The sequence below is a fragment of the Streptomyces sp. NPDC127117 genome, assembly GCF_042677325.1.
GTDB lineage: Bacteria > Actinomycetota > Actinomycetes > Streptomycetales > Streptomycetaceae > Streptomyces.
Genome location: NZ_JBHXTM010000084.1, coordinates 1 through 23467, shown reverse-complemented (window position 1 = coordinate 23467; position 23467 = coordinate 1). Strand labels below are relative to the sequence as shown.

Below are 23467 nucleotides of genomic sequence, written 5' to 3'. Positions count from 1 at the left end.
TGGCAGCGCGGGCTCGCCCCCTGCCCGCCGCCCCCGCTGCGGTGGGGGAGGGCCGGGGCGGCCGGTTCACTCGAAGCACCGGAATCTCCGGAATCGGACCCGGGACGGACTCCCGGAAGCAAGTTGAGTGGAGTGGACTCAATATTGGCTTGAGTGGGGTAGACTCAACTTTACGCACGTCGACCTAGTCAGTGTTGTCGAGAGGGCAGTCACCGCAAGGAGGAGAAAGCGCACGTGGACGCCGAGCTGACCAACAAGAGCCGGGACGCCATCAACGCGGCCACCAGCAGGGCCGTGAAGGACGGGCACCCCGATCTGACCCCCGGGCACCTGCTGCTCGCGCTGCTCGCGGGCGAGGACAACGAGAACATCACCGATCTGCTCGCCGCCGTCGAGGCCGACCAGATCGCCGTACGCACCGAGACCGAGCGGCTGCTGGGTGCCCAGCCCAGCGTCACCGGGTCCACCGTCGCCCCGCCGCAGCCCAACCGCGAGCTGCTCGCCGTCATCGCCGACGCCGCGCAGCGCGCGAAGGAGCTCGGCGACGACTACATCTCCACCGAGCACCTGCTGATCGGCATCGCGGCCGAGGGCGGCCGCGCCGGTGAGATCCTCAGTGGGCAGGGGGCCAGTGCGAAGAGGCTGCTGGACGCATTCGAGAAGAGCAGGGGAGGGCGCCGGGTGACCACACCCGACCCGGAGGGCCAGTACAAGGCGCTGGAGAAGTTCGGTACGGACTTCACCGCCGCCGCACGCGAGGGCAAGCTCGACCCGGTCATCGGCCGTGACCAGGAGATCCGCCGGGTCGTCCAGGTACTCTCCCGCCGCACCAAGAACAACCCGGTGCTCATCGGTGAGCCCGGCGTCGGCAAGACGGCCGTCGTCGAGGGCCTCGCCCAGCGCATCGTCAAGGGCGACGTCCCCGAGTCCCTGAAGAACAAGCGGCTCGTCTCGCTCGACCTCGGAGCGATGGTCGCGGGCGCCAAGTACCGCGGCGAGTTCGAGGAGCGGCTGAAGACCGTCCTCTCCGAGATCAAGGAGAGCGACGGGCAGATCATCACCTTCATCGACGAGCTGCACACCGTCGTGGGCGCGGGCGCCGGCGGCGACTCCGCCATGGACGCCGGCAACATGCTCAAGCCGATGCTGGCCCGCGGCGAGCTCCGCATGGTCGGCGCGACGACGCTCGACGAGTACCGCGAGCGGATCGAGAAGGACCCCGCCCTGGAGCGCCGCTTCCAGCAGGTGCTGGTGGCCGAGCCGAGCGTCGAGGACACCATCGCGATCCTGCGCGGGCTCAAGGGCCGCTACGAGGCCCACCACAAGGTCTCCATCGTGGACTCCGCGCTGGTGGCCGCCGCGACCCTCTCCGACCGCTACATCACCTCGCGCTTCCTGCCCGACAAGGCGATCGACCTGGTCGACGAGGCGGCGTCCCGGCTGCGCATGGAGATCGACTCCTCGCCGGTCGAGATCGACGAACTCCAGCGCGCCGTCGACCGACTCCACATGGAGGAGCTGGCCCTCAAGAACGAGACCGACCCCGGCTCCCGGCAGCGCCTGGAGAAGCTCCGCCGCGACCTCGCCGACAAGGAGGAGGAGCTGCGCGGCCTCAACGCCCGCTGGGAGAAGGAGAAGCAGGGCCTCAACCGCGTCGGTGAGCTGAAGGAGCGCCTCGACGAACTGCACGGCCAGGCCGAACGCGCCCAGCGCGACGGCGACTTCGACACCGCTTCCAAGCTGCTCTACGGGGAGATCCCCGGCCTGGAACGGGAGTTGGCCGAGGCGTCCGAGGCCGAGCAGGTGGCAGCGAAGGAGCCCAAGGAGAAGCTGGTCAAGGAGGAGGTCGGCCCGGACGACATCGCCGACGTCGTCGGCTCCTGGACCGGCATCCCGGCCGGGCGTCTGCTGGAGGGCGAGACACAGAAGCTGCTGCGCATGGAGGACGAGCTCGGCAGGCGCCTCATCGGGCAGAGCGAGGCCGTGCGAGCGGTGTCGGACGCGGTACGCCGCACCCGCGCCGGAATCGCCGACCCCGACCGGCCCACCGGCTCCTTCCTCTTCCTCGGCCCGACCGGTGTCGGCAAGACGGAGCTGGCGAAGGCGCTCGCCGACTTCCTCTTCGACGACGAGCGGGCCATGGTCCGCATCGACATGAGCGAGTACAGCGAGAAGCACAGCGTGGCGAGGCTCGTCGGCGCCCCGCCCGGATACGTCGGCTACGAGGAGGGCGGCCAGCTCACCGAGGCGGTCCGCCGCCGCCCGTACAGCGTTGTGCTGCTGGACGAGGTCGAGAAGGCCCACCCCGAGGTCTTCGACATCCTGCTCCAGGTCCTCGACGACGGCCGGCTCACCGACGGGCAGGGCCGGACGGTGGACTTCCGCAACACCATCCTGATCCTGACCTCCAACCTCGGCAGCCAGTTCCTGGTCGATCCCCTGACCAAGCCCGAGGAGAAGAAGGCGCGGGTCCTGGAGGTCGTACGGGCCTCGTTCAAGCCGGAGTTCCTCAACCGGCTCGACGACCTGGTGGTCTTCTCCGCCCTGTCGGGTGACGAGCTCGCGCGCATCGCGAAGCTCCAGATCGACCGGCTCGCCAAGCGGCTGGCCGACCGGCAGCTCACCCTCGACGTCACCCCGGCCGCCCTGGCCTGGCTGGCCGAGGAGGGCAACGACCCGGCGTACGGGGCACGGCCGCTGCGCCGCCTCATCCAGACGGCGATCGGTGACCGGCTGGCGAAGGAGATCCTCTCCGGCGAGGTGAAGGACGGGGACACCGTCCGGGTGGACCGGGTCGGTGACGGCCTGCTCGTCGGCCCCGCGACCTCGGGCGCCGACGCGGCGGCTGTGGGCGGCACCCCGTAGACGGCACCCGACCCGATCGATGCCGGGCCCCGGCCGGCGGACCATGTGTCCCCGGCCGGGGCTCTGCCGTCGGCTCTGCCGTCGGCGCTGCCGTCGGCGCTGCCGTCGGCGCTGCCGCGCAGGAGAGGGTGACATCGCGTTGATTCCATGGGAAAGCAGCCGTTCCGTGAGGAACAGCAGAAAAGGGAATCATCGTCGTCATTGGTGATCCATTGTTCAACATCGATATTGCGCCAAACGCCTGGTTCCGCACCGGGGGGTGACCTCCCCGGCCCGGCTCCGTACCGGGTCGCATCGCCCGCCTCTGACAAGGGAGTTCTGTTCGGGTACGGACAGCGTCCGCCCGGCGGTGTGCGAATAATCAGGACACCCCGGAGCGTCCTCCCTGGCCCGCCCGCGAGCAGGGTTGGGGGCCGAATTCGACAGTCGGTAGCGTGCCCGCATGAACGAGCGGATGGGCGATGAGATAAATCCGGGGCTCAAAAAGCCCAGATCTGACAATCTCTTTCACCTTGGCGAATTCCGTACCCTCTGGGCTGCTTACGCTCAGTCGATCCTGGGCGACCAACTGGCCCGCGTGGCCCTGTCGTTGCTCGTGTTCGAACGCACCGACTCGCCGGGGTGGACCGCTGCGACGTACGCGCTGACCACCTTGCCCGCGCTGCTGTCCGGGGTGCTCCTGTCCGGCCTGGCGGACCGTTTCCCCCGGCGTACGGTCATGATCAGCTGCGATCTGGTGCGGATGGTGCTGGTCGGGCTGATGGCCCTGCCCGGGATGCCCCTGCCGCTGCTGGCCGGGCTGCTGGTGCTGGCGCAGCTGGCCGAGGCGCCCTTCGGCGCCGCCCAGGGCGCGCTGCTGCCCACCGTGCTCGGCACGCAGAGATACGAACGCGGCCAGCGGGTCATGCAGATCACCAATCAGGTCGGGCAGCTGGTCGGCTTCGCCGGCGGCGGTCTGCTGGCCGCGTGGCTGGGCAGCAACCTCTCCCTGGGCGTGAACGCGGCGACCTTCCTTCTCTCGGCGACCTTGATCAGGCTCGGCGTGAAGGCCCGTCCCACGGCGAGTGCCGACGCCCGCAAGACCCGGCTCGGCGCACAGGTCGGGGGCGCTGCCGCGCTGATCTGGTCGGACCGCAGGCTCCGGTCGCTGCTGGCGATGGGGTGGCTCGCGGGCTTCATCGTCCTGCCGGAAGGGCTGGCGGCCCCGTTCGCGGACGAGGCCGGCGGCGGCGCCTACTCGGTGGGCCTCCTGCTCGCCTCGCATCCGGCGGGAATGGTGCTGGGAGCGGCGCTGCTGGGGCGGGCCAAGGTCGGCGACGAGTCGCGGCGCCGCCTGCTCGGGCCGTTGGCGATCGGCGCGAATCTGCCGCTGCTCGCCTACTGGCTCGACCCCGGTGTGGCCGTGGCCATGTTCCTGCTGCTGGTGGCCGGGGTGTGCTCCGCCTACCAGATCACCGCCGGCGCGACCTTCGTGCTCCTGACCCCGGTCGACCGACGCGGCCAGGCGCTGGGGCTCGCCAGGTCGGGGGTGACCGCCGTGCAGGGGATCGGTGTCGCCGTGGGCGGTGTGGCGACGGAGCTGTCCGGCTCATCGGCGAACACCATCGGAGCGTCCGGACTCCTCGGGGTGCTGTGCGCGATTCTCGCCGCCGCAGCCTGGGCACGGGCACGGGTGGCCGATACACGGATGGCCCCCCGGAGTGCTTAGGGCGTGTCCGGCGGATCACGCCGGACAGGCCCTGGAAGACCCCCCGGCCGCGAAACGCGGCTAGGGTCGTCGGCAGGAAACCACGTGCGATCCACAGGAGTACCCAGCGATGTCTATCGATCCGTCCTCGATTCCGAATTTCGGGGGCCAGCCCGAACCGCAGGCGGCAGGACCCGAGGGCCCCGTTGTCCCTGACCAGGACCTCGTCAAGCAGCTCCTCGAACAGATGGAGCTGAAGTACGTCGTCGACGACGAGGGTGACCTCGCGGCGCCGTGGGAGGACTTCCGGACGTACTTCATGTTCCGGGGCGAGGACGAGCAGCAGGTCTTCTCGGTCCGTACGTTCTACGACCGCCCGCACGCCGCGGACCAGCGCCCGGTCCTGCTCGACGCGATCGACGACTGGAACCGCCGAACCCTGTGGCCCAAGGTCTACACGCACACCCACGAGCCCGAGGAGGGCTCCGAGGACACCGAGGTCTCGGTCCGTCTGATCGGTGAGGCGCAGATGCTCATCGGTACGGGCGTCAGCCTGGAGCACTTCGTCTCGTCGACGGTCAGCTGGGTGCGCGCCTCGATCGAGTTCGACAAGTGGCTGCAGGAGCGCCTGGGCCTGGCCCCGGCCGAGGAGAAGGCGCCGGAGGACGGCGACCCGGTCCCCCCGGGGCGCCTGAGCCCTGGTCCGGCGGCCACCCCCCACCCCGGGGGGGCGGTCCTCACGACCGCCGCCCCGGGGTGCCGCGTTTCAGGGCGCCAGGCGCCGCAGCCGGCCGGCCGCCTCCCGCAGGACGTCCTCCTTCTTGCAGAAGGTGAAGCGCACCTGGCTGCGGCCGGCGTCCGGGTCGTCGTAGAAGACGGAGTTGGGTACGGCGACGACGCCGCAGCGTTCGGGGAGGGCGCGGCAGAAGGCGTAGGCGTCCTTCTCGCCGAAGGGGGTGATGTCGGTGGTGATGAAGTACGTGCCCTGGGGCCGGTGGACCTCGAACCCGGCCGCCCGCAGGCCGTCGCCGAGCAGGTCGCGCCTGTGGCGGAGATCGGCGCGGAAGCCCTCGAAGTAGGAGTCCGGCAGACGCAGCGCCTCGGCGATGGCGTACTGGAACGGGCCCGCGCTCACATAGGTCAGGTACTGCTTGGCCGTCCGGACGGCGGCGACCAGCGGGGCGCTCGCGGTGACCCAGCCGACCTTCCAGCCGGTGTACGAGAAGGTTTTGCCGGCGGACGAGATGGAGACCGTGCGGTCGCGCATGCCGGGCAGTGAGATCAGCGGGATGTGTTCGCCCTCGAAGACCAGGTGCTCGTAGACCTCGTCGGTGACCACGAGGAGGTCGTGCTCCACCGCCAGTTCGGCGATCGTGGTCAGTTCCTCGCGGGTGAGGACCATGCCGGTCGGGTTGTGCGGGCTGTTCAGCAGCAGCAGCCGGGTGCGGGGGGTGATCGCGTCCCGGAGGGCGTCGAGGTCGGGGCGGAAGTCCGGAGCGCGGAGGGTCAGCGGTACGCGACGGCCGCCCGCCATGGCGATGCAGGCGGCGTAGGAGTCGTAGAAGGGCTCGAAGGCGATGACCTCGTCGCCGGGCTCCAGCAGTGCCAGCAGGGACGCGGCGATGGCTTCGGTGGCTCCGGCGGTGACCAGGACCTCGGTGTCGGGGTCGTGGGTGAGGCCGTAGCGCCGTTGCTGGTGGCCGGCGATCGCGGTGCGCAGTTCGGGGATGCCGGGGCCCGGTGGGTACTGGTTGCCGTGCCCGTCGCGCAGTGCCCGGACGGCGGCCTCGCGGATCTCTTCGGGGCCGTCGGTGTCGGGGAAGCCCTGGCCGAGGTTGATGGAGCCGGTCCGTACGGCGAGCGCCGACATCTCCGCGAAGATCGTGGTACCGAACTCGGCGAGGCGGCGGTTGAGCAGCGGTCGTCCCTGTGTCATGGCTGTCATCCTGCGCGGAAGCTCTGGAGTTGCTCAAGTCTGCTTTGGCCGTTCGGGGGCGGGGCATCCCCCACACACGCGGAAAGCGCATGGAAGCGGGGGGACCTCGCTTCGGGGGACGGAAGGGCGTGAGGTCGGTGGGTGTTTTCGTCGGTGTGGTGGTAGCGGTCGTTCTGATCGTGTGGTTCGTCTCGGTCCTGGTTCGCGCCGGGAACCGGTCGAAGGCGGGCAGGCGCGGTGTGCGGCGGGGGGCCGCCGGCGGCAGCGCGGGGGGCGGCTGGTGGGCGGGGGGTGACGGCGGCGGTGGTTCGTCCTGCGGAAGCGGGCACTCCGGGCACTCCGGTGGTCATTCCTGCGGCGGCGGGCACTCCTCGTGCGGTGGTGGTTCCTCGTGCGGCGGCGGGGGTGGATGCGGCGGAGGAAGCTGATCCGGACGGCTGGTTCCAGAGGTGCCCGGCGGGTGAACTCCCGCCGGGCACCTTTTTGTTGGGCGTTCTGCGAGTTGCCGGTGAACAGGTGAACCGCAAGGCCCCCGAGGGGATGGAAACCACGGCAAGTTGGGCAAAAACGCTGTGGCTGTGACTTATTCGTGGTTCCCTCGGTTGAGAGAACATTCAGCCCTCGGACCCCAGTTGGACCTGATCGGGCGCTACCCACCTCCCACGCGCATCGCGCCGGGGGCGTCCCCTGTCCATGCGTCCATGCTTGCTTGCGGAGCCGACCCATGCTCACGACCCTCCAGACGGCTTATTCCGATACCCGTGCTGCCGACCTGGCCTGGGCGCTGGGGCGCGAACCGCTCCCCGCCCTGGCCGTGCTCGACCTCGATCTCGCGGGCGCCACGCTTCAGATGCGCCTGCTCGGCGCCTCCCACCAGGTGCTTCTCGAAGAGGACCGCGGCACCTGTTCCGAGACCGTCGCCTGCATCCCCGGGAGCAGCACCCCGCTCCCGCTCGGTGTCTCCAAGCGGCTCGGGGAATGGGAGTACGAATTCGCGGCACGCGTCGAGACGCTCTCGGAGGGCTCGTTCGCGGGGCGGGCGCAGGAGCTGCTCGCGCTGGTGGCCGACCATCCGCAGGGCCTTGCCGGGACGTTCCCCGGCAGTCCGCACGCCTTCACCGCCATGCTCGCCCAGCGGACCGAGGGCCAGGTGCGGTGGCGTACCTGGCACGCGTACCCGCAGGAGGGGCAGTTGGTGGTGACGCGCACCCGAGTGGGAGTGCGCACGTCGGCGGCTGCGCTCTGAGTAGTCCCAACTCCGTTGTGAGCGCGCCACTTACACCCTTGTGGGTGACAGGCTGCCACGTAATCGTGACGTAGCGTTCGCATCATGATCGACCAGCAGGTGTCGCTGCGAGGGGGCGCGGCGTGTCTTCCCGTACGGCCGAGGACCGGTCGGTATCTCGTGCTCGCCGCTGTCTTCGTCTGTGCCGCCTGCGGTCTGGTGTACGAGCTCGAACTGGTGGCGCTCGCCTCGTATCTGATCGGTGATTCCGTCACCCAGGCCTCGGTCGTGCTCTCCGTGATGGTCTTCGCGATGGGCGTCGGCTCGCTTCTCGCGAAACGTTTACGCAGCCGTGCCGCAGTGGGTTTCGGGCTGATCGAGGCGGCGCTCGCGCTCGTCGGCGGTTCCTCGGCGCTGGTGCTGTACGCGTCGTTCGCCTGGATCGGGGAGTCGCGGTACGCCCTGGTCGGGTTCTCGCTCACGATCGGGATCCTGATCGGTGCGGAGATCCCGCTGCTGATGACGTTGATCCAGCGCGTCGACCGGCAGGACGCGGGCGGCGCCGTCGCGGATCTCTTCGCCGCCGACTACGTGGGCGCGCTGGTCGGCGGGCTCGCCTTCCCGTTCCTGCTGCTGCCGATGCTCGGGCAGCTCACCGGGGCGCTGTTCACCGGCGCGGTCAACGCGGCGGCGGGCGGGGCGCTGGTGCTGTGGGTGTTCCGGCGGGACCTCACCCCGCGCTCGCGCTGGCTGCTGATCGCGGTCAACGTGGCGGTGATCGCGGTGCTGGCCGTCGCCACCGCGCTGGTCGACGACTTCGAGCGGGCGGCGAGGCGCGCGGTGTACGGGGACGCGGTGCGGGTCGCGATGCAGACCGAGGTCCAGGAGGTGGTGCTGACGGGGTCGGGCCGCAGCTCCCTGGACCTGTATCTGGACGGCCGGCTGCGGGTCAGCGGGCGCGACGAGTACCGCTACCACGAGGCGCTGGTGCACCCCGCGATGAACGGGCCGCACGCCCATGTGCTGATCCTGGGCGGCGGTGACGGCCTCGCCGCCCGGGAGGTGCTGCGCTACCCGGACGTAAGCGATGTCACCGTGGTCGAGCTGGACCGGGGCGTCACCCGGTTGGCCCGTACCGACCCGGCGCTCTCGGAGCTGAACGGCCACGCCTACCGCGACCCCCGGCTCACCGCCGTCACCGCCGACGCCTTCAACTGGCTGCGCGCGGCGCACGGCAGCTACGACGTGGTGATCTCCGATCTGCCCGACCCCGGGATCTCCACCAGCACGAAGCTCTACTCGGCGGAGTTCTACGGTCTGGTCGCCGAGGCGCTGGCGCCCGGCGGCCGGGTGGCGGTGCACGGCGGCCCTTCGGTGTCCCGGCCGCGCACGTTCTGGACGGTCGAGGCGTCGATGAGGGCGGCGGGCCTGCGCACCTGCCCGTACCGGATCAGCGACCGGCTGGCCGATTCCGCGGCCGGACCCGACCGGGCCACGCACCGGGCGCAGCGCGCGCACGGCTGGGGCTTCGTCCTCGCCGGTCCGGGGAAGGCGCCGGAGCTCGGCCTCGCCCGCAGGGCGCCGGAGCTGCGGTCGATGACGGAGCCGGGGCTGGTCGACGCGGGGCAGCGGACGGAGCGCGCCCGGCTGCCGGGGCTGCCGCCATCGACGCTGGTGCATCCGCGGTACTGGGAGGACCGGTGAGCGGGCGGTGGTGATCCGGGCCGGCGGGGGCTTCGGGAGGCGGAACCGCTGACGTGGCGGTCGGGGCTGAGTAGGCTCGGTTTCCATGGAGCATGAGGTGTTCGTTCCGGTTCCGGTCCCGTCCCTGAGGCGCACGCTGGGTGACCCCGCCCGCGTCGCGCGCTGTGTGCCGGGGCTGCAGCAGGACGCCGACGCGTCCGCGGGCCCGCTGTCCGGCCGGCTGAGGATCCGGGTCGACGGTCACACGATCACTTACCGCGGCGTGCTGCGGTTCACCGGTGCGCCGCAGGACGGCCCGGAGGGTTCGCCCGGGGCCGGGATCCTGGTGACGGGCGAGGGCACCGAGGCCCGGGGCAGCGGCTCGGTGCAGCTGCGCCTGACGATCGGGCTGACCGAGCGCGACGGCGGTACGGCGATCGGCTTCACGGGCACGGCGAGCGGTGACGGCCGGCTCCTGGAGCTGGACGCGGCGGCGGTGCTCGCGGCGGCCCAGCGGCTGCTCGACCGCTTCGCCCAGCAGCTGGTGACGGAGACGCTGGCCGGTGGTGAACCCGACGGGCCGCTCGGCGAGGCCGTGGAGCAGGCCATCGAGGAGGCGGCCGAGGAGGCCGACACGACCGGCGCGGCCACCGCCGGCGACGCCGTCCCGGAAGCCGGCGGCACCGACGACGCACTGCCCACCCATGACGCCACGGCCGACGAGGCGCCTGCGGCGGGGGAGCCCGAGGTCCCGGGGAACCCCCCGGGCACCGGCTCCGTCTTCGACGCGCCCGTGCCCCCGCCGTCGCTCGACCCGGTGTCCGATGCGGAGTTCACCACCCCGGAAGACCTTCCGGCGGAGGCCGCGCACGCCAGGCGGACCATGATCGGCCGCAGTGCCGAGGAGGTCGACCACGCGCCGCCGCGCGGCCGGTACGCCCCCGTCCCGTCACCCGATTCGACCACCGCGGGCGCCACGCTCCGCTGGGTCGCCCCGGCCGCCGCCCTCGCGCTGGCGTCCGCCGTGGTGGTGACCCGGGCGCTGCGGCGGCGACGGTAGCCCTCGCGCCAGTAGTGTCGGACGGGTGAGTAGCAGCGAGAAGGACGTCCGGCTGTCCGTCGGCGACACAGAGTTGACCGTGAATCCCGCCAACGGCTGTCGCATCGACAGCCTGCGGATCGAGGGCACCGAACTGCTGCGGCAGGGGGAGCGCTACGGCTGCTTCCCGATGGTGCCGTGGTGCGGGCGCACCGAGAACGGGCTGTTCCACAACGGCGACGTCCCGCACCGGTTGCCGCTGAACTCCCCGCCGCACGCCATCCACGGCACCGGCCGGGACACCGCCTGGCACACCGCCCGGCTGGGCGAGCGGGAGGCGTCGTTCTACTACGACCTCGCCGAGCCCTGGCCGTACCCGGGCCGGGTGACCCAGACCTTCGAGCTGGCCGAGGACTCGCTCACCCTCGCCTTCGGCATCGAGACGTACGGGGACTCGTTTCCGGCGCAGGCCGGCTGGCACCCGTGGTTCCTGCGCAACCTCGGCGGCGGTGGCAAGGACGTGGAGCTGGCCTTCGACGCGGCCTGGCAGGAGGAGCGCGGCGAGAACCATCTGCCGACCGGCCGCCGCATCCCGCCGCTGGACGGTCCCTGGGACGACTGCTTCGGGATGCCGGACGGCGTGGCGGTGACGCTCACCTGGCCGGAGCAGCTGGAGCTGACCGTGAAGAGCCGGACCGAGTGGGTCGTCATCTACGACGAGCAGGACGAGGCGGTCTGTGTGGAGCCGCAGTCCGGCCCGCCGAACGGGCTGAACACCGCGCCCCGCTACGTCACCCCGATCGATCCGCTGGAGATCGCGACGACGTGGAGCTGGCGCCGGCTGTGACCCCGGCGGTGGTCCGCCGGGCAGGCCCTAAGCTCGTAGCCATGAGTGACGTACGTGCTGAGCTGCTCCAGCAGATCAAGGACAAGGCCGTGGTACACGGCAAGGTGACCCTCTCCTCGGGTCTTGAGGCCGACTGGTACATCGACCTGCGCCGCATCACGCTGGACGGCAAGGCCGCTCCGATGGTCGGTCAGGTCATGCTCGACGCCACCGCCGAGCTGGACTACGACTGCGTGGGCGGGCTGACGCTGGGCGCCGACCCGGTCGCCACCTCGATGCTGCACGCCTCCGCCGCGCGCGGGCAGGAGCTGGACGCGTTCGTCGTCCGCAAGGCGCAGAAGGCGCACGGGATGCAGCGCCGCATCGAGGGCACGGACGTGAAGGGCCGCCGCTGCCTGGTGGTGGAGGACACCTCGACCACCGGTGGTTCGCCGCTGACGGCCGTCGAGGCGGTGCGCGAGGCCGGTGGCGAGGTCGTGGCCGTGGCCGTGATCGTGGAGCGGGGTGCGGCTCCGGCCATCGCCGAGGCCGGGCTGCCGTACGTCCACGTCTACTCGGTGGCCGATCTCGACCTGGCCTGAGCCGACTTTCGGCTTTGACCTGCGGTTTCTTCCGGGGGCGGGCCGTTTCACGTGAAACGGCCCGCCCCTTTCGCATGCCCGCGCACCGCGCCCCCGGGAGCCCGGCCGAAGGGCCGGGTGGAGCCGGAGCGAGAGTCTGGGAAGATGGGGGCGACGATGACGTCGCCCCCAGGTCAGGGAACCAGCACGCACACCCGCATATCCCAAGGAGCGGTCAGATGCCCATCGCAACCCCCGAGGTCTACGCCGAGATGCTCGACCGGGCGAAGGCAGGCAAGTTCGCCTACCCGGCCATCAATGTGACGTCGACCCAGACCCTGCACGCTGCACTGCGCGGCTTCGCGGAGGCGGAGAGCGACGGCATCGTCCAGATCTCCACCGGTGGGGCGGAGTTCCTGGGCGGCCAGTACAACAAGGACATGGTCACCGGTGCCGTCGCCCTGGCCGAGTTCGCGCACATCGTCGCCGCCAAGTACGACATCACGGTCGCGCTGCACACCGACCACTGCCCCAAGGACAAGCTGGACGGCTACGTGCGTCCGCTGCTCGACATCTCCGCCGAGCGCGTCGCCCGCGGCGAGAACCCGCTGTTCCAGAGCCACATGTGGGACGGTTCGGCCGAGACGCTGGCCGACAACCTGGCCATCGGCCAGGAGCTGCTGGCCAAGGCCGCCGTCGCCAAGATCATCCTTGAGGTCGAGATCACCCCGACCGGCGGCGAGGAGGATGGTGTCACGCACGAGATCAACGACGAGCTGTACACCACGGTCGACGACGCGCTGCGCACCGCCGAGGCACTCGGCCTGGGCGAGAAGGGCCGCTACCTGCTGGCCGCCTCCTTCGGCAACGTCCACGGCGTCTACAAGCCGGGCAACGTCGTGCTCCGTCCCGAGCTGCTGAAGGACCTCCAGGAGGGCGTCGGCGCCAAGTACGGCGTGAAGTCCCCGTTCGACTTCGTCTTCCACGGCGGTTCCGGCTCCACCGAGCAGGAGATCGCCACCGCGCTGGAGAACGGCGTCGTGAAGATGAACCTCGACACCGACACCCAGTACGCATTCACCCGCCCGATCGTGGACCACATGTTCCGCAACTACGACGGTGTGCTGAAGGTCGACGGCGAGGTCGGCAACAAGAAGGTCTACGACCCGCGCAGCTGGGGCAAGTCCGCAGAGGCGGGCATGGCCAAGCGCGTCACGGAGGCCTGCGCCAACCTGCGCTCCACCGGCACCAAGCTGAAGTAGCAGCCGGTACGAAGTGTGTGGCCGTGGGCCCGGTACCCCGTGGGGTGCCGGGCCCACGGCATGTCCGACAGACGCATATGAAGGGGTCGCTGTGAGTTCCAGCGCGCGCTATGACTTCGACACCGTCGTCGACCGCCGGGGCACCTGGTGCGTCCAGTGGGACGGGGTGGCGGACCGGTTCGGGGTGGACGGGCTGCTGCCTTTCACCATCTCCGACATGGACTTCGAGACCGCCCCGGAGGTGCTGGGCGCGCTGCGCTCCCGTCTCGACCACGGGGTGTTCGGCTACACCGACTGGCGGCAGGACGACTTCCGCTCGGCGATAGCCCACTGGTACTCGACCCGGTACGGCACGGAGGTGGACACCGGGCAACTGGTCTACGGGCCCTCCGTGCTCAGCCAGCTCTCCCAGCTGTTGCAGATGTGGACGTCGCCGGGCGAGGGCGTGGTCGTCCACACCCCCACGTACGACGGTTTCCGCAAGGCGATCACCGGGCTCGGGCGGGAGCTGCGGGGCGTGCCGGTGGGGGACCGGGCCGCGCTGGAACGCGAGCTGGCCCGCCCCGACAGCAAGGTCCTGGTGCTGTGCTCCCCGCACAACCCGACCGGCCGGGTGTGGACGGCGGCCGAGCTGGACGAGACGGCGTCGCTCGCCGCACGGTACGGGGTCGCGGTGATCAGCGACGAGATACACGCGGACTTCGTGCACGAGGGGCATACGCATGTGCCGTGGACGCGGGTCGCGGGCGACGGACGCTGGGCGCTGATCACCTCCGCGTCCAAGGCGTTCAACTTCCCGGCGCTGACCGGTTCGTACGGGCTGATCGGTGATCCGGCCGACCGGACGGAGTTCCTGCGCCGGATGGAGACGGCCGAGGGGCTCGCCTCCCCGGCGGTGCTGTCGCTGACCGCGCACATCGCCGCGTACCGGGAGTCGGCGGCGTGGCTGGACGAGCTCCGGGAGTACGTCGCCGGGAATCTGGCACTGGTCGCCCGGCGGCTGGACGAGGCGTTCCCGGAGCTGGGGTGGCGTCCGCCGCAGGCCGGCTATCTGGCGTGGATCGATCTGCGGCCCGCCGGGATCGACGACGACGAGGCGTTGCAGCGGGTGCTGATCGAGCAGGAGAAGGTCGCGGTGATGCCGGGCGGGGTGTATGGCGCGGAGGGCTTCGTGCGGCTGAACGTGGGGTGCCCGCGGGCCAAGGCGGAGGCCGGGGTGGACGCGCTGATCCGGGGCGTGCGGGCGGTGACGGCGCGGGCGTCGTAGGCATGCCGCCGACGGATGTGTTCGAGGCCGCGCACGACGGCGATCTCGCGGCCGTACGGGCCGCCCTGGACGCCGGATTCGATGTCGCCGCCGTCGACGAGCACGGGTGGAGCCTCCTGCACCGGGCCGCGACGGGGCGGAGGCGGACCCGGCCCGTGCGGCCGCCGTCCTCGCCGCGCTGCTGGACGCCGGTGCGCCCGTCGAGCATCCGGGCGGTGACGGGCGCACCGGACGGCTCCATCCGGAAGATGGAGCAGGCCGGCGAACTCGTCGTCGGGGCGTTTCGCGGAGCCGGTTTCCGGGTGGACCGGAACGGCGCGGGCGACAGCCGCCCGTCCGTCGGCCCGACCGGCTGATCCGGTGCCGGGAGGGCCGCCGCCCGATGGCCTTCCCGGCGCGGAGCGGGGATGCTGCTCGTATGCCTGACGCAGCCGATGCACCAGACGCAGCAGGTGCGGCGGAGCCGGGAGCCATCCGCGTCGCCTCCGCCACCGGGCGCTGGGTCGTCCTGACCACTGTCCTCGGCTCCAGCATGGCCATGCTGGACTCCACCGTCATCAACGTCGCGCTGCCCCGCATCGGCAAGGACCTCGGCACCGATCTGGCCGCCCTCCAGTGGACCGTCAACGCCTACATGCTGACCCTCGCCGGGCTGATCCTCCTCGGCGGCGCCCTGGGGGACCGGTACGGGCGGCGGCGGGTCTTCGTCGTCGGGGTCGTCTGGTTCGCCGCCGCGTCGGTGCTGTGCGGACTGGCGCCGAACGCCGTCGTCCTGATCGCCGCCCGCGCCCTCCAGGGCATCGGCGGGGCGCTCCTCACGCCCGGTTCGCTGGCCCTGATCCAGGCGAGCTTCCACCCCGACGACCGGGCCCGCGCGGTCGGGCTGTGGTCGGGGCTGGGCGGGGTCGGGGCCGCTGTCGGGCCGTTCGTCGGCGGCTATCTGGTCGACGGGCCGGGCTGGCGGTGGGTGTTCCTGCTCAATGTGCCGCTCGCCGCGGTCTGTGTGCCGGTGGCGCTGCGCCACGTACCGGAATCGCGTGACCCGCACGCGCACGGGCGCTTCGACGTGCTGGGTGCCGTGCTCGCGGCGCTGGCCCTCGCCCTGGTGACCTATGCGCTGATCGAGGCACCGGCGCAGGGGGCGTCCGGGGCGGTGATCGGAACGGCCGTCGGCGGGGTGCTCCTCGGGGCGGTCTTCGTACGGGTGGAGCGCACCCGGGCGGAACCGATGCTGCCGCCCTCGGTCTTCGCGTCCCGGCAGTTCACCGCCGTCAATGTGATCACCCTCTGTGTGTACGCGGCGCTCGGCGGCTACTTCTTCCTCTCCGCGATCCAGCTCCAGGTGGTGGCCGGATACTCGGCGCTCGGCGCGGGTACGGCGCTGCTGCCGACGACCGTCCTGATGCTGTTCTTCTCGGCCGCCTCGGGCGAACTGGGCCAGCGCATCGGGCCCCGCATCCCGCTCACCGCCGGTCCGCTGATCGCCGCCGCGGGAATGCTGCTGATGCTGCGGGTCGGGCCCGGGTCGAACACCCTCTCCGGCTACCTCACCGATGTGCTCCCCGCGGTCGCCGTGCTCGGCGTCGGGCTCGTCACCCTGGTCGCACCGCTCACCGCGACCGTCCTGGCCTCCGTGGACACCGCCCGGGCCGGTCTCGCCAGCGGGATCAACAACGCGGCTGCCCGCGCCGCGGGGCTGATCGCGGTGGCCGCGCTGCCGCTGCTCGCCGGAATGGGCCCGGAGGCCTACCGGAACGCCGGCGAGTTCGCCTCGACCTTCCGCCGGGCCATGCCGATGTGTGCCGGGCTGTTGGTGCTCGGGGCCGCGATCGCCTGGGCGACCGTACGCAAACCCCTGGTCACGGTGGACGAGGAGGAGCAGGCGCGGCCCGAGTGCACGGTGCACTGCGGGATCGTCGCACCGCCCCTGGAACCGGCGCACGAGGAGGAGCGGAAACCGGGCGCGAGCTGACCGCGCACGCCGGTGCCCGGGTACCCCCGGCGGGTGGGCGCCAGGCACACTTGAACCCATGTCGATCCACGAGAACCTGCTCGGGGGACCTCCCCCGACCCATCTGCCCGACGACCCGGAGCCGCGCGAACTGCTGGCGAACGGCACGGCCCCCGCCGATGTCGCCGCGAAGTACCCGACCTCCTCCCTGGCCTGGGCACAGCTCGCCGACGAGGCGTACGACGGCGGCCGCGTCGTCGAGTCGTACGCCTACGCCCGCACCGGCTACCACCGCGGCCTCGACGCGCTGCGCCGGGCCGGCTGGAAGGGCCACGGCCCGGTGCCGTTCGAGCACGAGCCGAACCGCGGCTTCCTGCGCGCCCTGCACGCCCTGGCACGGGCCGCCCGGGCGATCGGTGAGCAGGAGGAGTACGAGCGCTGCTCGACGTTCCTGCGCGACTCCTCGCCCACCGCGGCCGAGACGCTCGGCTAGAAGCAGGTACGCCGGACCTCGTGGACGGTGGTACGTCTGCGGGGTCTGCGCGCCTGTGGGGCGTCCGTTTAGGATGCCGACAGGGGACCGGAGCTCCACCACCTCACGGAAGGGGCGGACCGCTACCCGGAAGCTCGTGTCGAGGAGACAGCAATGTCGACGATCCACCCCGACCCCGAAGCCACCGGTGCGCAGACCCCGCACCTCGACTTCGCGGGAACGACTCCGTACGAGGACTATGTCCAGGCGGATGTCCTGACCCATCTCCAGCACCCTCGCTCCGACGATCCGGGCGAGATGGTCTTCCTGGTCACCACCCAGGTCATGGAGCTGTGGTTCACCGTCATCGTCCATGAGTGGGAGACCGCCGCGCACGCCCTGCGCGAGGACCGGCTGAACGTGGCGCGCGACGCGCTCAAGCGGTCCGTGCGGGAGCTGGAGGCGCTCAACGCCTCCTGGACCCCGCTGGCCCAGCTCACCCCCGCCCAGTTCAACTCCTACCGCTCCGCGCTCGGCGAGGGCTCCGGTTTCCAGTCGGCGATGTACCGGCGGATGGAGTTCCTGCTCGGCGACAAGTCCGCGTCCATGCTGGTGCCGCACCGGGGCGCGCCCCGTGTCCACGCCGAGCTGGAGAAGGCGCTCGCCGAGCCGGGTCTGTACGACGAGACGCTGGCGCTGCTCGCCCGGCGCGGGTTCGGCATACCGCGGGCCGTGCTCGGCCGGGACCTGACGCGGAAGTACGAGCCGTCCCCCGAGGTCGAGGCGGTCTGGGCGGAGATCTACGCGGACCCCGAGCACCACGACGAGCTGGTCCGGCTCGGCGAGGCGCTCACCGATGTCGGTGAGCTGGTGTGGCGCTGGCGCAACGACCATCTGGTCGCCACCCGGCGCGCGATGGGCTCGAAGACCGGTACCGGCGGCTCCGCCGGGGTCGCCTGGCTGGAGAAGCGGGCCACGAAGAACGTCTTCCCCGAACTGTGGACGGCACGGAGCCATGTCTGAGACCTTCGCCGCGCGGGCCGCGGCGCTCGACGCCGCCGACCCGCTCGCGGACCGGCGGAAGCTGTTCACCCTCGACGACACCGTCTATCTCGACGGCAACTCGCTCGGCGCACTGCCCGCGCACGTGCCCGCCCGGGTGCAGGAGGTCCTCACCCGCGAGTGGGGCGAGCTGCGCATCCGGTCCTGGGACGAGAGCGGCTGGTGGACCGCGCCGGAACGGATCGGTGACCGGATCGCCCCGCTGGTCGGGGCCGCCGCCGGGCAGATCGTGGTGGGCGACTCCACCAGCGTGAACGTCTTCAAGGCGGTCGTCGCCGCGAGCCGGCTGGCGCCCCGGGAGCGCGACGAGATCCTCGTCGACGCGACGACCTTCCCCACGGACGGGTACATCGCCGAGTCCGCCGCCCGGATGACCGGCCACAGCCTGGTCCCGGTCACCCCGGCCGAGGTGCCCGGCGCGCTGGGCCCCCGTACCGCGGCCGTGCTGCTCAACCATGTCGACTACCGCACCGGCAGGCTCCACGACCTGCCCGGACTCACCGCCGCGGTGCACGCGGCGGGCGGCATCGCGATCTGGGACCTGTGCCACAGCGCGGGCGCCCTGCCCGTCAGCCTCGACGAGTACGGCGTGGACCTGGCGGTCGGCTGCACGTACAAGTACCTGAACGGCGGCCCGGGTTCGCCCGCCTACATCTACGTCGCCGAGCGCCACCAGGCGGCCTTCGACTCGCCCCTGCCGGGGTGGACGTCGCACGCCGACCCGTTCGGCATGACCCCCGAATACACCCCGGCCGACGGCGCGGTACGAGGCCGGGTCGGCACCCCCGACATCGTCTCCATGCTGACGCTCGAAGCCTCGCTGGACGTGTGGGACGGGGTGTCCGTCGACGAGGTACGGGCCAAGTCCCTGGCGCTGACGGACTTCTTCCTGGAGTGCGTCGCCCAGTACCTGCCCGAGGGCCGGGCCATTTCGGTGACCCCGGTCGCGCACGCCGAGCGCGGCAGCCAGGTCGCGCTGCGCTGCGAGGACGCGGAGCCGGTGATGAGCGAGCTCATCGCGCGGGGCGTCGTCGGGGACCTGCGCCGGCCGGACGTGCTCCGGTTCGGGTTCACTCCGCTGTACGTCGGATTCGCGGACGTGGAGCGGGCGGCGCGGGTGCTGGGCGAGGTGGTCGCCCAGCGGTAGCGCCCTGATCCTGGGCGGGGACGGGAACCTTCCGTACTGGTACCGTCCCCGCAGGTCAGGCCAGTTGGGCTCAACTACAGGACGGTTGGAACAGCATGTCGGATTCTGCCGCGCGTGATCGGGACGCAGCCGAGACCGAGTCGGCCTCCTCGCATCCACGGGTCGCCCCCGACGCATCGGCCGCCTACGGCAGCCACCCCGACCAGCTGATCGACTTCTACGCCCCGCGCGACGGACGGACCGGGGCGCCGGTCGTGGTCGTCCTGCACGGCGGTGCGTGGCGGGCGCCGTACGACCGGCAACACGTGTCGCCGTTCGCGGACTTCCTGGCCCGGCGCGGGTTCGCCGTGGCCAGCGTCGAGTACCGGCGCGGCAGAGAGATCCCGCAGCAGCGGGGTGCCGGCCCGGTCGCGGGCCGCTGGCCGGAGACCTTCGACGATGTCGCCGCAGCGATGGACGCGCTGCCGGCGCTGCTGGCCCGGGAGCTTCCGGCGGCCGACGCACGGCGGATCGTCGTGACCGGGCACTCGGCGGGCGGGCAGCTGGCGCTGTGGGCCGCCGCCCGGCACGTACTGCCCGAGAGCTCGCCGTGGCGGCTGCCCGCGCCGCCGCAGCTGCGGGGTGTCGTCGCTCTCGCGCCGATCGCGGACTTCGCCACCGCCGTCGGGCTGGATGTGTGCTCCGGCGCGGTCGGCCAACTCCTGGGCGGCAAGGAGGACTTCGCGGAACGCTCCCGGTACGCCGACCCTGCCGCGCTGCTGCCCACCGGCATCGCGACCACCGTGGTGCAGGGCACCACCGACGTCGAGGTGCCGCAGGCGGTCTCGGAGGCGTTCGTCGACGCGGCGGCGAAGGCGGGCGAGACGGTGGGGCTGACCCTGCTGCCGGACGTCGGCCACTTCCCGCTGATCGACCCGGCGGCGGACGCGTGCGCGGTGGTGGCGGAGGAGCTCGCACAGCTCGCCTGGTGAGCGCGGGTCCGGCCGCGCGGAGGAGTCCGTAGTCCTTGCGATGGACGGCCCGGAATCCGTATCACTGCTGACGACCGGGCCGGGCCCGCCGCCTAACGTGGAAGCGTGACCGAGACCAAGAGCAGAAGCCCGGAGTTCCAGCTGGCCGCGGGGGCGATAGGCGGCCTCCGGCAGGCCCTCTTCGACGATGCGTTCGCCTACCGTCCGCTGCCGCGGCTGCGGACCGACGCGCCGGTGATCCGCCGGCTGCCGGAGCGGGCACGGGAGCGCGCCACCTGGGCGGTGCACGCGTTCGTGGTGCTGGTCGCGCTGATGACCTTCCTGCTGGGGATCGCCTCGACGTACCATCCGCTCACACAGCTGGTCGCGCTGTTCCCGGCCATCAGTGTGCTGATGACGCTGGTCAGGCCGGTCGGCGCGTTCTGGCTGTCGCTGCTGCTGACCCCGGTGACCGCGGTGTTCGGCGAGGGCGGGTGGCCGTGGGGGCCGACCACGTTCTTCGCGCACCTGGTCGTGCTGATCGTCGTCGCGGCCAGGACCGATCGGCGCACCGCCGCCTGGATGTGGGGCCTGACCGTACTGCTCGGTGTGGTCATGGAGAACCTCGTCTGGCGGCCCGGGACCACCACCTTCGGGATGGCCCTGACCTCGGCGTTCGCCCTGCTGGTGGTCTCCATGGTGCAGATCCGCCGCGACGCGGAGCGCGAGGTGACGGTGCAGCGCACCGTGACCGCCGTCGAGCGCGACCGGCGCACGCTGCTGGAGGAGCGCACCACCATCGCCCGTGAGCTGCACGACGTGGTCGCGCACCACATGTCGGTCGTCGCGATCCAGGCCGAGGCCGCCCCGTACCGGGTGGAGAATCCGCCGCCCGAGCTGGAGCAGGCCTTCGTCACGATCCGGGAGAACGCCGTCGCCGCCCTCACCGAGCTGCGCCGGGTCCTCGGGGTCGTGCGGGCCGAGGACTACCAGGCGCCGGACGCCCCGCAGCCGACGCTCGCCCAGCTCGACGGGCTCCTCGCCAATGTGAACGAGGCGGGCCTGACGACGGAGAAGACCATCACCGGTGCGGTGCGCGAACTGCCGCAGGGGGTCGAGCTGTCGGCGTACCGGATCATTCAGGAGGCCCTCAGCAATACGCTGCGGCACGCCCCGGGCGCCACCGCCAAGGTGGAGATCGGCTATGTACTGGGCGGGCTCGGTCTGCGCGTCGTCAACGGGCCGCCCACCGGTCCGGTGAAGCCCTCGCCGGGGGCCGGTCACGGGATCACCGGGATGCGGGAGCGGGTCGCGATGCTGGACGGAGACATGATGGCCGACACGACCGCCGAGGGTGGGTACGAGATCACGGTGTTCATCCCCGTACAGGCAGGTTCCGAGCCCCGGGAACAGGCGGACCTGGCATGAGCACCCCCACCGCCCCGTCCATCCGGGTGCTGATCGTGGACGACCAGATGATGGTCCGCGAGGGCTTCTCGGTGCTGCTCAACGCCATGCCGGGGATCGAGGTCGTCGGCGAGGCCGTCGACGGCCGGCAGGCCATCGCGCAGGTCGCGGCGCTGCGGCCCGATGTGGTCCTGATGGACATCCGGATGCCGGAACTCAACGGCATCGAGGCCACCCGCGAGATCGTCGCCGCCGACGCGGACGCCAAGGTCCTGGTGCTGACCACCTTCGACCTCGACGAGTACGTGTACCAGGCACTGCGCGCCGGGGCGTCCGGCTTCCTCCTCAAGGACGCCTCCGCGCGCCAGCTCGCGGACGGGGTACGGGTGGTGGCCGCGGGAGAGGCGCTGCTCGCGCCGACCGTGACCAAGCGGCTGATCAACGAGTTCTCGAAGCTCGCGGAGACCCCGCGCTCGCCCGCGCTGGCCCGGGTCGGCGATCTCACCGAGCGCGAGACGGAGGTGCTCGTCCTCATCGCGCAGGGCCGGTCCAACGCCGAGATCGCCTCGCATCTGGTGGTCGCCGAGTCCACCATCAAGACGCATGTGAGCCGGATCCTGGTGAAGCTGGGGCTGCGCGACCGCACCCAGGCGGCCGTCTTCGCGTACGAGGCCCGGCTGGTCACACCGTCCTGAGCGGTCGCGTCTGGTCACACCGTCCTGGGCGGTCGCGTCTGGGCGCGTCGTTCTGGGCGGTCGCGTCTGGTCGCGTTGTGCAGAGCGGTCGCGTCTGGGCATGTCGTTCTGGGCGGTCGCGTCTGCTCACGTCGTCCTGAGGGGTGGTCGGCGGGCGGGGGGTGCGGTTAGCGTCCGGTTATGCACCCGTCTCCCCGTTCCGCGGCCGATGCCCCCTTCGACCCCTGGTCACCGGTCTTCGTCGCCGACCCGTACCCCGCCTACGCCGCACTGCGCGCCACCGGCCGGGTGCACCGTTTCGAGCCGACCGACCAGTGGCTCGTCCCGCACCACGCAGATGTGTCCGCGCTGCTGCGCGACCGCCGCCTCGGCCGCACGTATCTGCACCGCTTCACCCACGAGGAGTTCGGCCGCACCCCGCCGCCCGCCGAGCACGAGCCCTTCCACACCCTCAACGGGCAGGGGCTCCTCGATCTGGAGGCCCCCGACCACACCCGGATCCGGCGCCTGGTCTCCAAGGCGTTCACCCCTCGTACGGTCGAGCAGCTCGTCCCGACCGTGCGGCGGCTGGCCGCCGAGCTGGTCGACTCCTTCGTCGAGGCGGGCGGCGGCGATCTGCTCACGGCGGTCGCGGAGCCGCTGCCGGTGGCCGTCATCGCCGAGATGCTCGGCATCCCGGAGTCCGACCGGGGGCCGCTGCGGCCCTGGTCGGCGGCGATCTGCGGGATGTTCGAGCTGAACCCGTCCGAGGAGACCGCCCGCGCCGCCGTCCGCGCCTCGCTCGACTTCTCCGGGTATCTGCGCGAGCTGATCGAGGAGCGGCGCAAGAACCCCGGTACGGATCTGATCTCCGCGCTCATCGCCGCCCACGACGAGGGGGAGCGGCTGAGCGAGCAGGAGATGATCTCCACCTGTGTCCTGCTGCTGAACGCGGGCCACGAGGCGACCGTCAACACCACCGTGAACGGCTGGTGGACGCTGCTGCGCCACCCGGAACAGCTGGCGGCCCTGCGGGCCGATCACGGGCTGCTGCCGACGGCGGTCGAGGAGCTGATGCGGTACGACACCCCGTTGCAGATGTTCGAGCGCTGGGTCCTCGACGACATCGAGATCGACGGCACGGTCATCCCGCGCGGCTCGGAGGTGGCCCTGCTCTTCGGCTCCGCCAACCGCGACCCGGCCCGCTTCGACGACCCGGACACCCTGGACCTGGCCCGGCAGGACAACCCGCACATCACCTTCGGCGCGGGCATCCACTTCTGCCTGGGCGCCCCGCTGGCCCGGGTCGAACTGGCCGCCTCCTTCGGCGAGCTGCTGCGCCGCGCCCCCGGGATGCGGCTGGCGGCCGAGCCGGAGTGGAACCCGGGCTATGTGATCAGGGGCTTGAAGGAACTGCGCGTGGAGCTGTGAGC

19 protein-coding genes and 1 pseudogene are annotated in these 23467 nt (G+C 71.6%); 19 read left to right on the top strand and 1 reads right to left on the bottom strand.

From position 1 onward, the window contains the following. Positions 1–234: 234 nt before the first annotated feature. The 3 genes and pseudogenes from clpB to ACFVH0_RS38090 all read left to right on the top strand — a co-directional run. Complete coding sequence (gene clpB, locus ACFVH0_RS38100; protein WP_385827929.1) at positions 235–2865, top strand: ATP-dependent chaperone ClpB; 2631 nt, start codon at positions 235–237, stop codon at positions 2863–2865. A gap of 442 nt (positions 2866–3307) precedes the next feature. Further along, on the top strand, positions 3308–4573 hold the full coding sequence (locus ACFVH0_RS38095; protein WP_385827927.1) for an MFS transporter: 1266 nt from the start codon (positions 3308–3310) through the stop codon (positions 4571–4573). 109 nt (positions 4574–4682) lie between these two features. Beyond that, positions 4683–5210, top strand: a pseudogene (locus ACFVH0_RS38090) (YbjN domain-containing protein); the annotation flags it as partial. A 108-nt stretch (positions 5211–5318) separates the two neighbouring features. Here the strand turns inward: ACFVH0_RS38090 and ACFVH0_RS38085 are convergent. Further along, a complete protein-coding gene (locus ACFVH0_RS38085) occupies positions 5319–6488 on the bottom strand; it encodes a pyridoxal phosphate-dependent aminotransferase (protein ID WP_385827925.1) in 1170 nt (389 codons plus the stop codon). 724 nt (positions 6489–7212) lie between these two features. On the opposite strand from ACFVH0_RS38085, the gene ACFVH0_RS38080 reads away from it, so the two are divergent. The 16 genes from ACFVH0_RS38080 (at position 7213) to ACFVH0_RS38005 (ending at position 23465) form a co-directional block, all read left to right on the top strand. After that, a complete protein-coding gene (locus tag ACFVH0_RS38080; RefSeq protein WP_385827923.1) occupies positions 7213–7734 on the top strand; it encodes a DUF2617 family protein in 522 nt (173 codons plus the stop codon). An 84-nt stretch (positions 7735–7818) separates the two neighbouring features. Beyond that, positions 7819–9417: a polyamine aminopropyltransferase gene (locus ACFVH0_RS38075; RefSeq protein WP_385827921.1), complete on the top strand. Its 1599-nt coding sequence runs from the start codon at positions 7819–7821 to the stop codon at positions 9415–9417. Positions 9418–9502: 85 nt separating this feature from the next. Continuing rightward, complete coding sequence (locus ACFVH0_RS38070; protein WP_385827919.1) at positions 9503–10456, top strand: carbon monoxide dehydrogenase; 954 nt, start codon at positions 9503–9505, stop codon at positions 10454–10456. A gap of 25 nt (positions 10457–10481) precedes the next feature. Further along, on the top strand, positions 10482–11282 hold the full coding sequence (locus ACFVH0_RS38065; RefSeq protein WP_385827917.1) for an aldose 1-epimerase: 801 nt from the start codon (positions 10482–10484) through the stop codon (positions 11280–11282). Positions 11283–11323: 41 nt separating this feature from the next. Beyond that, positions 11324–11863, top strand: coding sequence for an orotate phosphoribosyltransferase (gene pyrE / locus ACFVH0_RS38060; protein ID WP_266731675.1), 540 nt, complete (start codon positions 11324–11326; stop codon positions 11861–11863). Positions 11864–12081: 218 nt separating this feature from the next. Next, positions 12082–13104: a class II fructose-bisphosphate aldolase gene (gene fbaA, locus ACFVH0_RS38055; protein ID WP_385827915.1), complete on the top strand. Its 1023-nt coding sequence runs from the start codon at positions 12082–12084 to the stop codon at positions 13102–13104. Between the two features lie 91 nt (positions 13105–13195). Then, positions 13196–14371 (top strand): MalY/PatB family protein, encoded by a 1176-nt coding sequence (locus tag ACFVH0_RS38050; protein ID WP_385827913.1) that lies wholly within the window; start codon positions 13196–13198, stop codon positions 14369–14371. Between the two features lie 2 nt (positions 14372–14373). Continuing rightward, complete coding sequence (locus ACFVH0_RS38045; RefSeq protein ID WP_385827912.1) at positions 14374–14727, top strand: ankyrin repeat domain-containing protein; 354 nt, start codon at positions 14374–14376, stop codon at positions 14725–14727. A 62-nt stretch (positions 14728–14789) separates the two neighbouring features. Then, entirely contained in the window at positions 14790–16343 is a 1554-nt protein-coding gene (locus ACFVH0_RS38040) for an MFS transporter (protein ID WP_385827910.1), read from the top strand. A 58-nt stretch (positions 16344–16401) separates the two neighbouring features. Beyond that, positions 16402–16815: a DUF3151 domain-containing protein gene (locus tag ACFVH0_RS38035; RefSeq protein WP_124719607.1), complete on the top strand. Its 414-nt coding sequence runs from the start codon at positions 16402–16404 to the stop codon at positions 16813–16815. Between the two features lie 153 nt (positions 16816–16968). After that, positions 16969–17817, top strand: coding sequence for a tryptophan 2,3-dioxygenase family protein (locus tag ACFVH0_RS38030; RefSeq protein ID WP_385827909.1), 849 nt, complete (start codon positions 16969–16971; stop codon positions 17815–17817). Further along, positions 17810–19003: a kynureninase gene (gene kynU, locus ACFVH0_RS38025; protein WP_385827907.1), complete on the top strand. Its 1194-nt coding sequence runs from the start codon at positions 17810–17812 to the stop codon at positions 19001–19003. Before ACFVH0_RS38030 ends, kynU begins: the two co-directional genes overlap by 8 nt. A gap of 95 nt (positions 19004–19098) precedes the next feature. Next, positions 19099–19974: an alpha/beta hydrolase family protein gene (locus ACFVH0_RS38020; RefSeq protein WP_385827905.1), complete on the top strand. Its 876-nt coding sequence runs from the start codon at positions 19099–19101 to the stop codon at positions 19972–19974. Positions 19975–20079: 105 nt separating this feature from the next. After that, positions 20080–21381, top strand: a complete 1302-nt coding sequence (locus ACFVH0_RS38015; protein ID WP_385827903.1) for a sensor histidine kinase — start codon at positions 20080–20082, stop codon at positions 21379–21381. Continuing rightward, complete coding sequence (locus ACFVH0_RS38010) at positions 21378–22055, top strand: response regulator (protein WP_353790693.1); 678 nt, start codon at positions 21378–21380, stop codon at positions 22053–22055. The genes ACFVH0_RS38015 and ACFVH0_RS38010 overlap by 4 nt, the downstream gene beginning before the upstream one ends. Before the next feature lie 180 nt (positions 22056–22235). Beyond that, a complete protein-coding gene (locus ACFVH0_RS38005; protein ID WP_385827901.1) occupies positions 22236–23465 on the top strand; it encodes a cytochrome P450 in 1230 nt (409 codons plus the stop codon). Positions 23466–23467 lie beyond the last annotated feature (2 nt).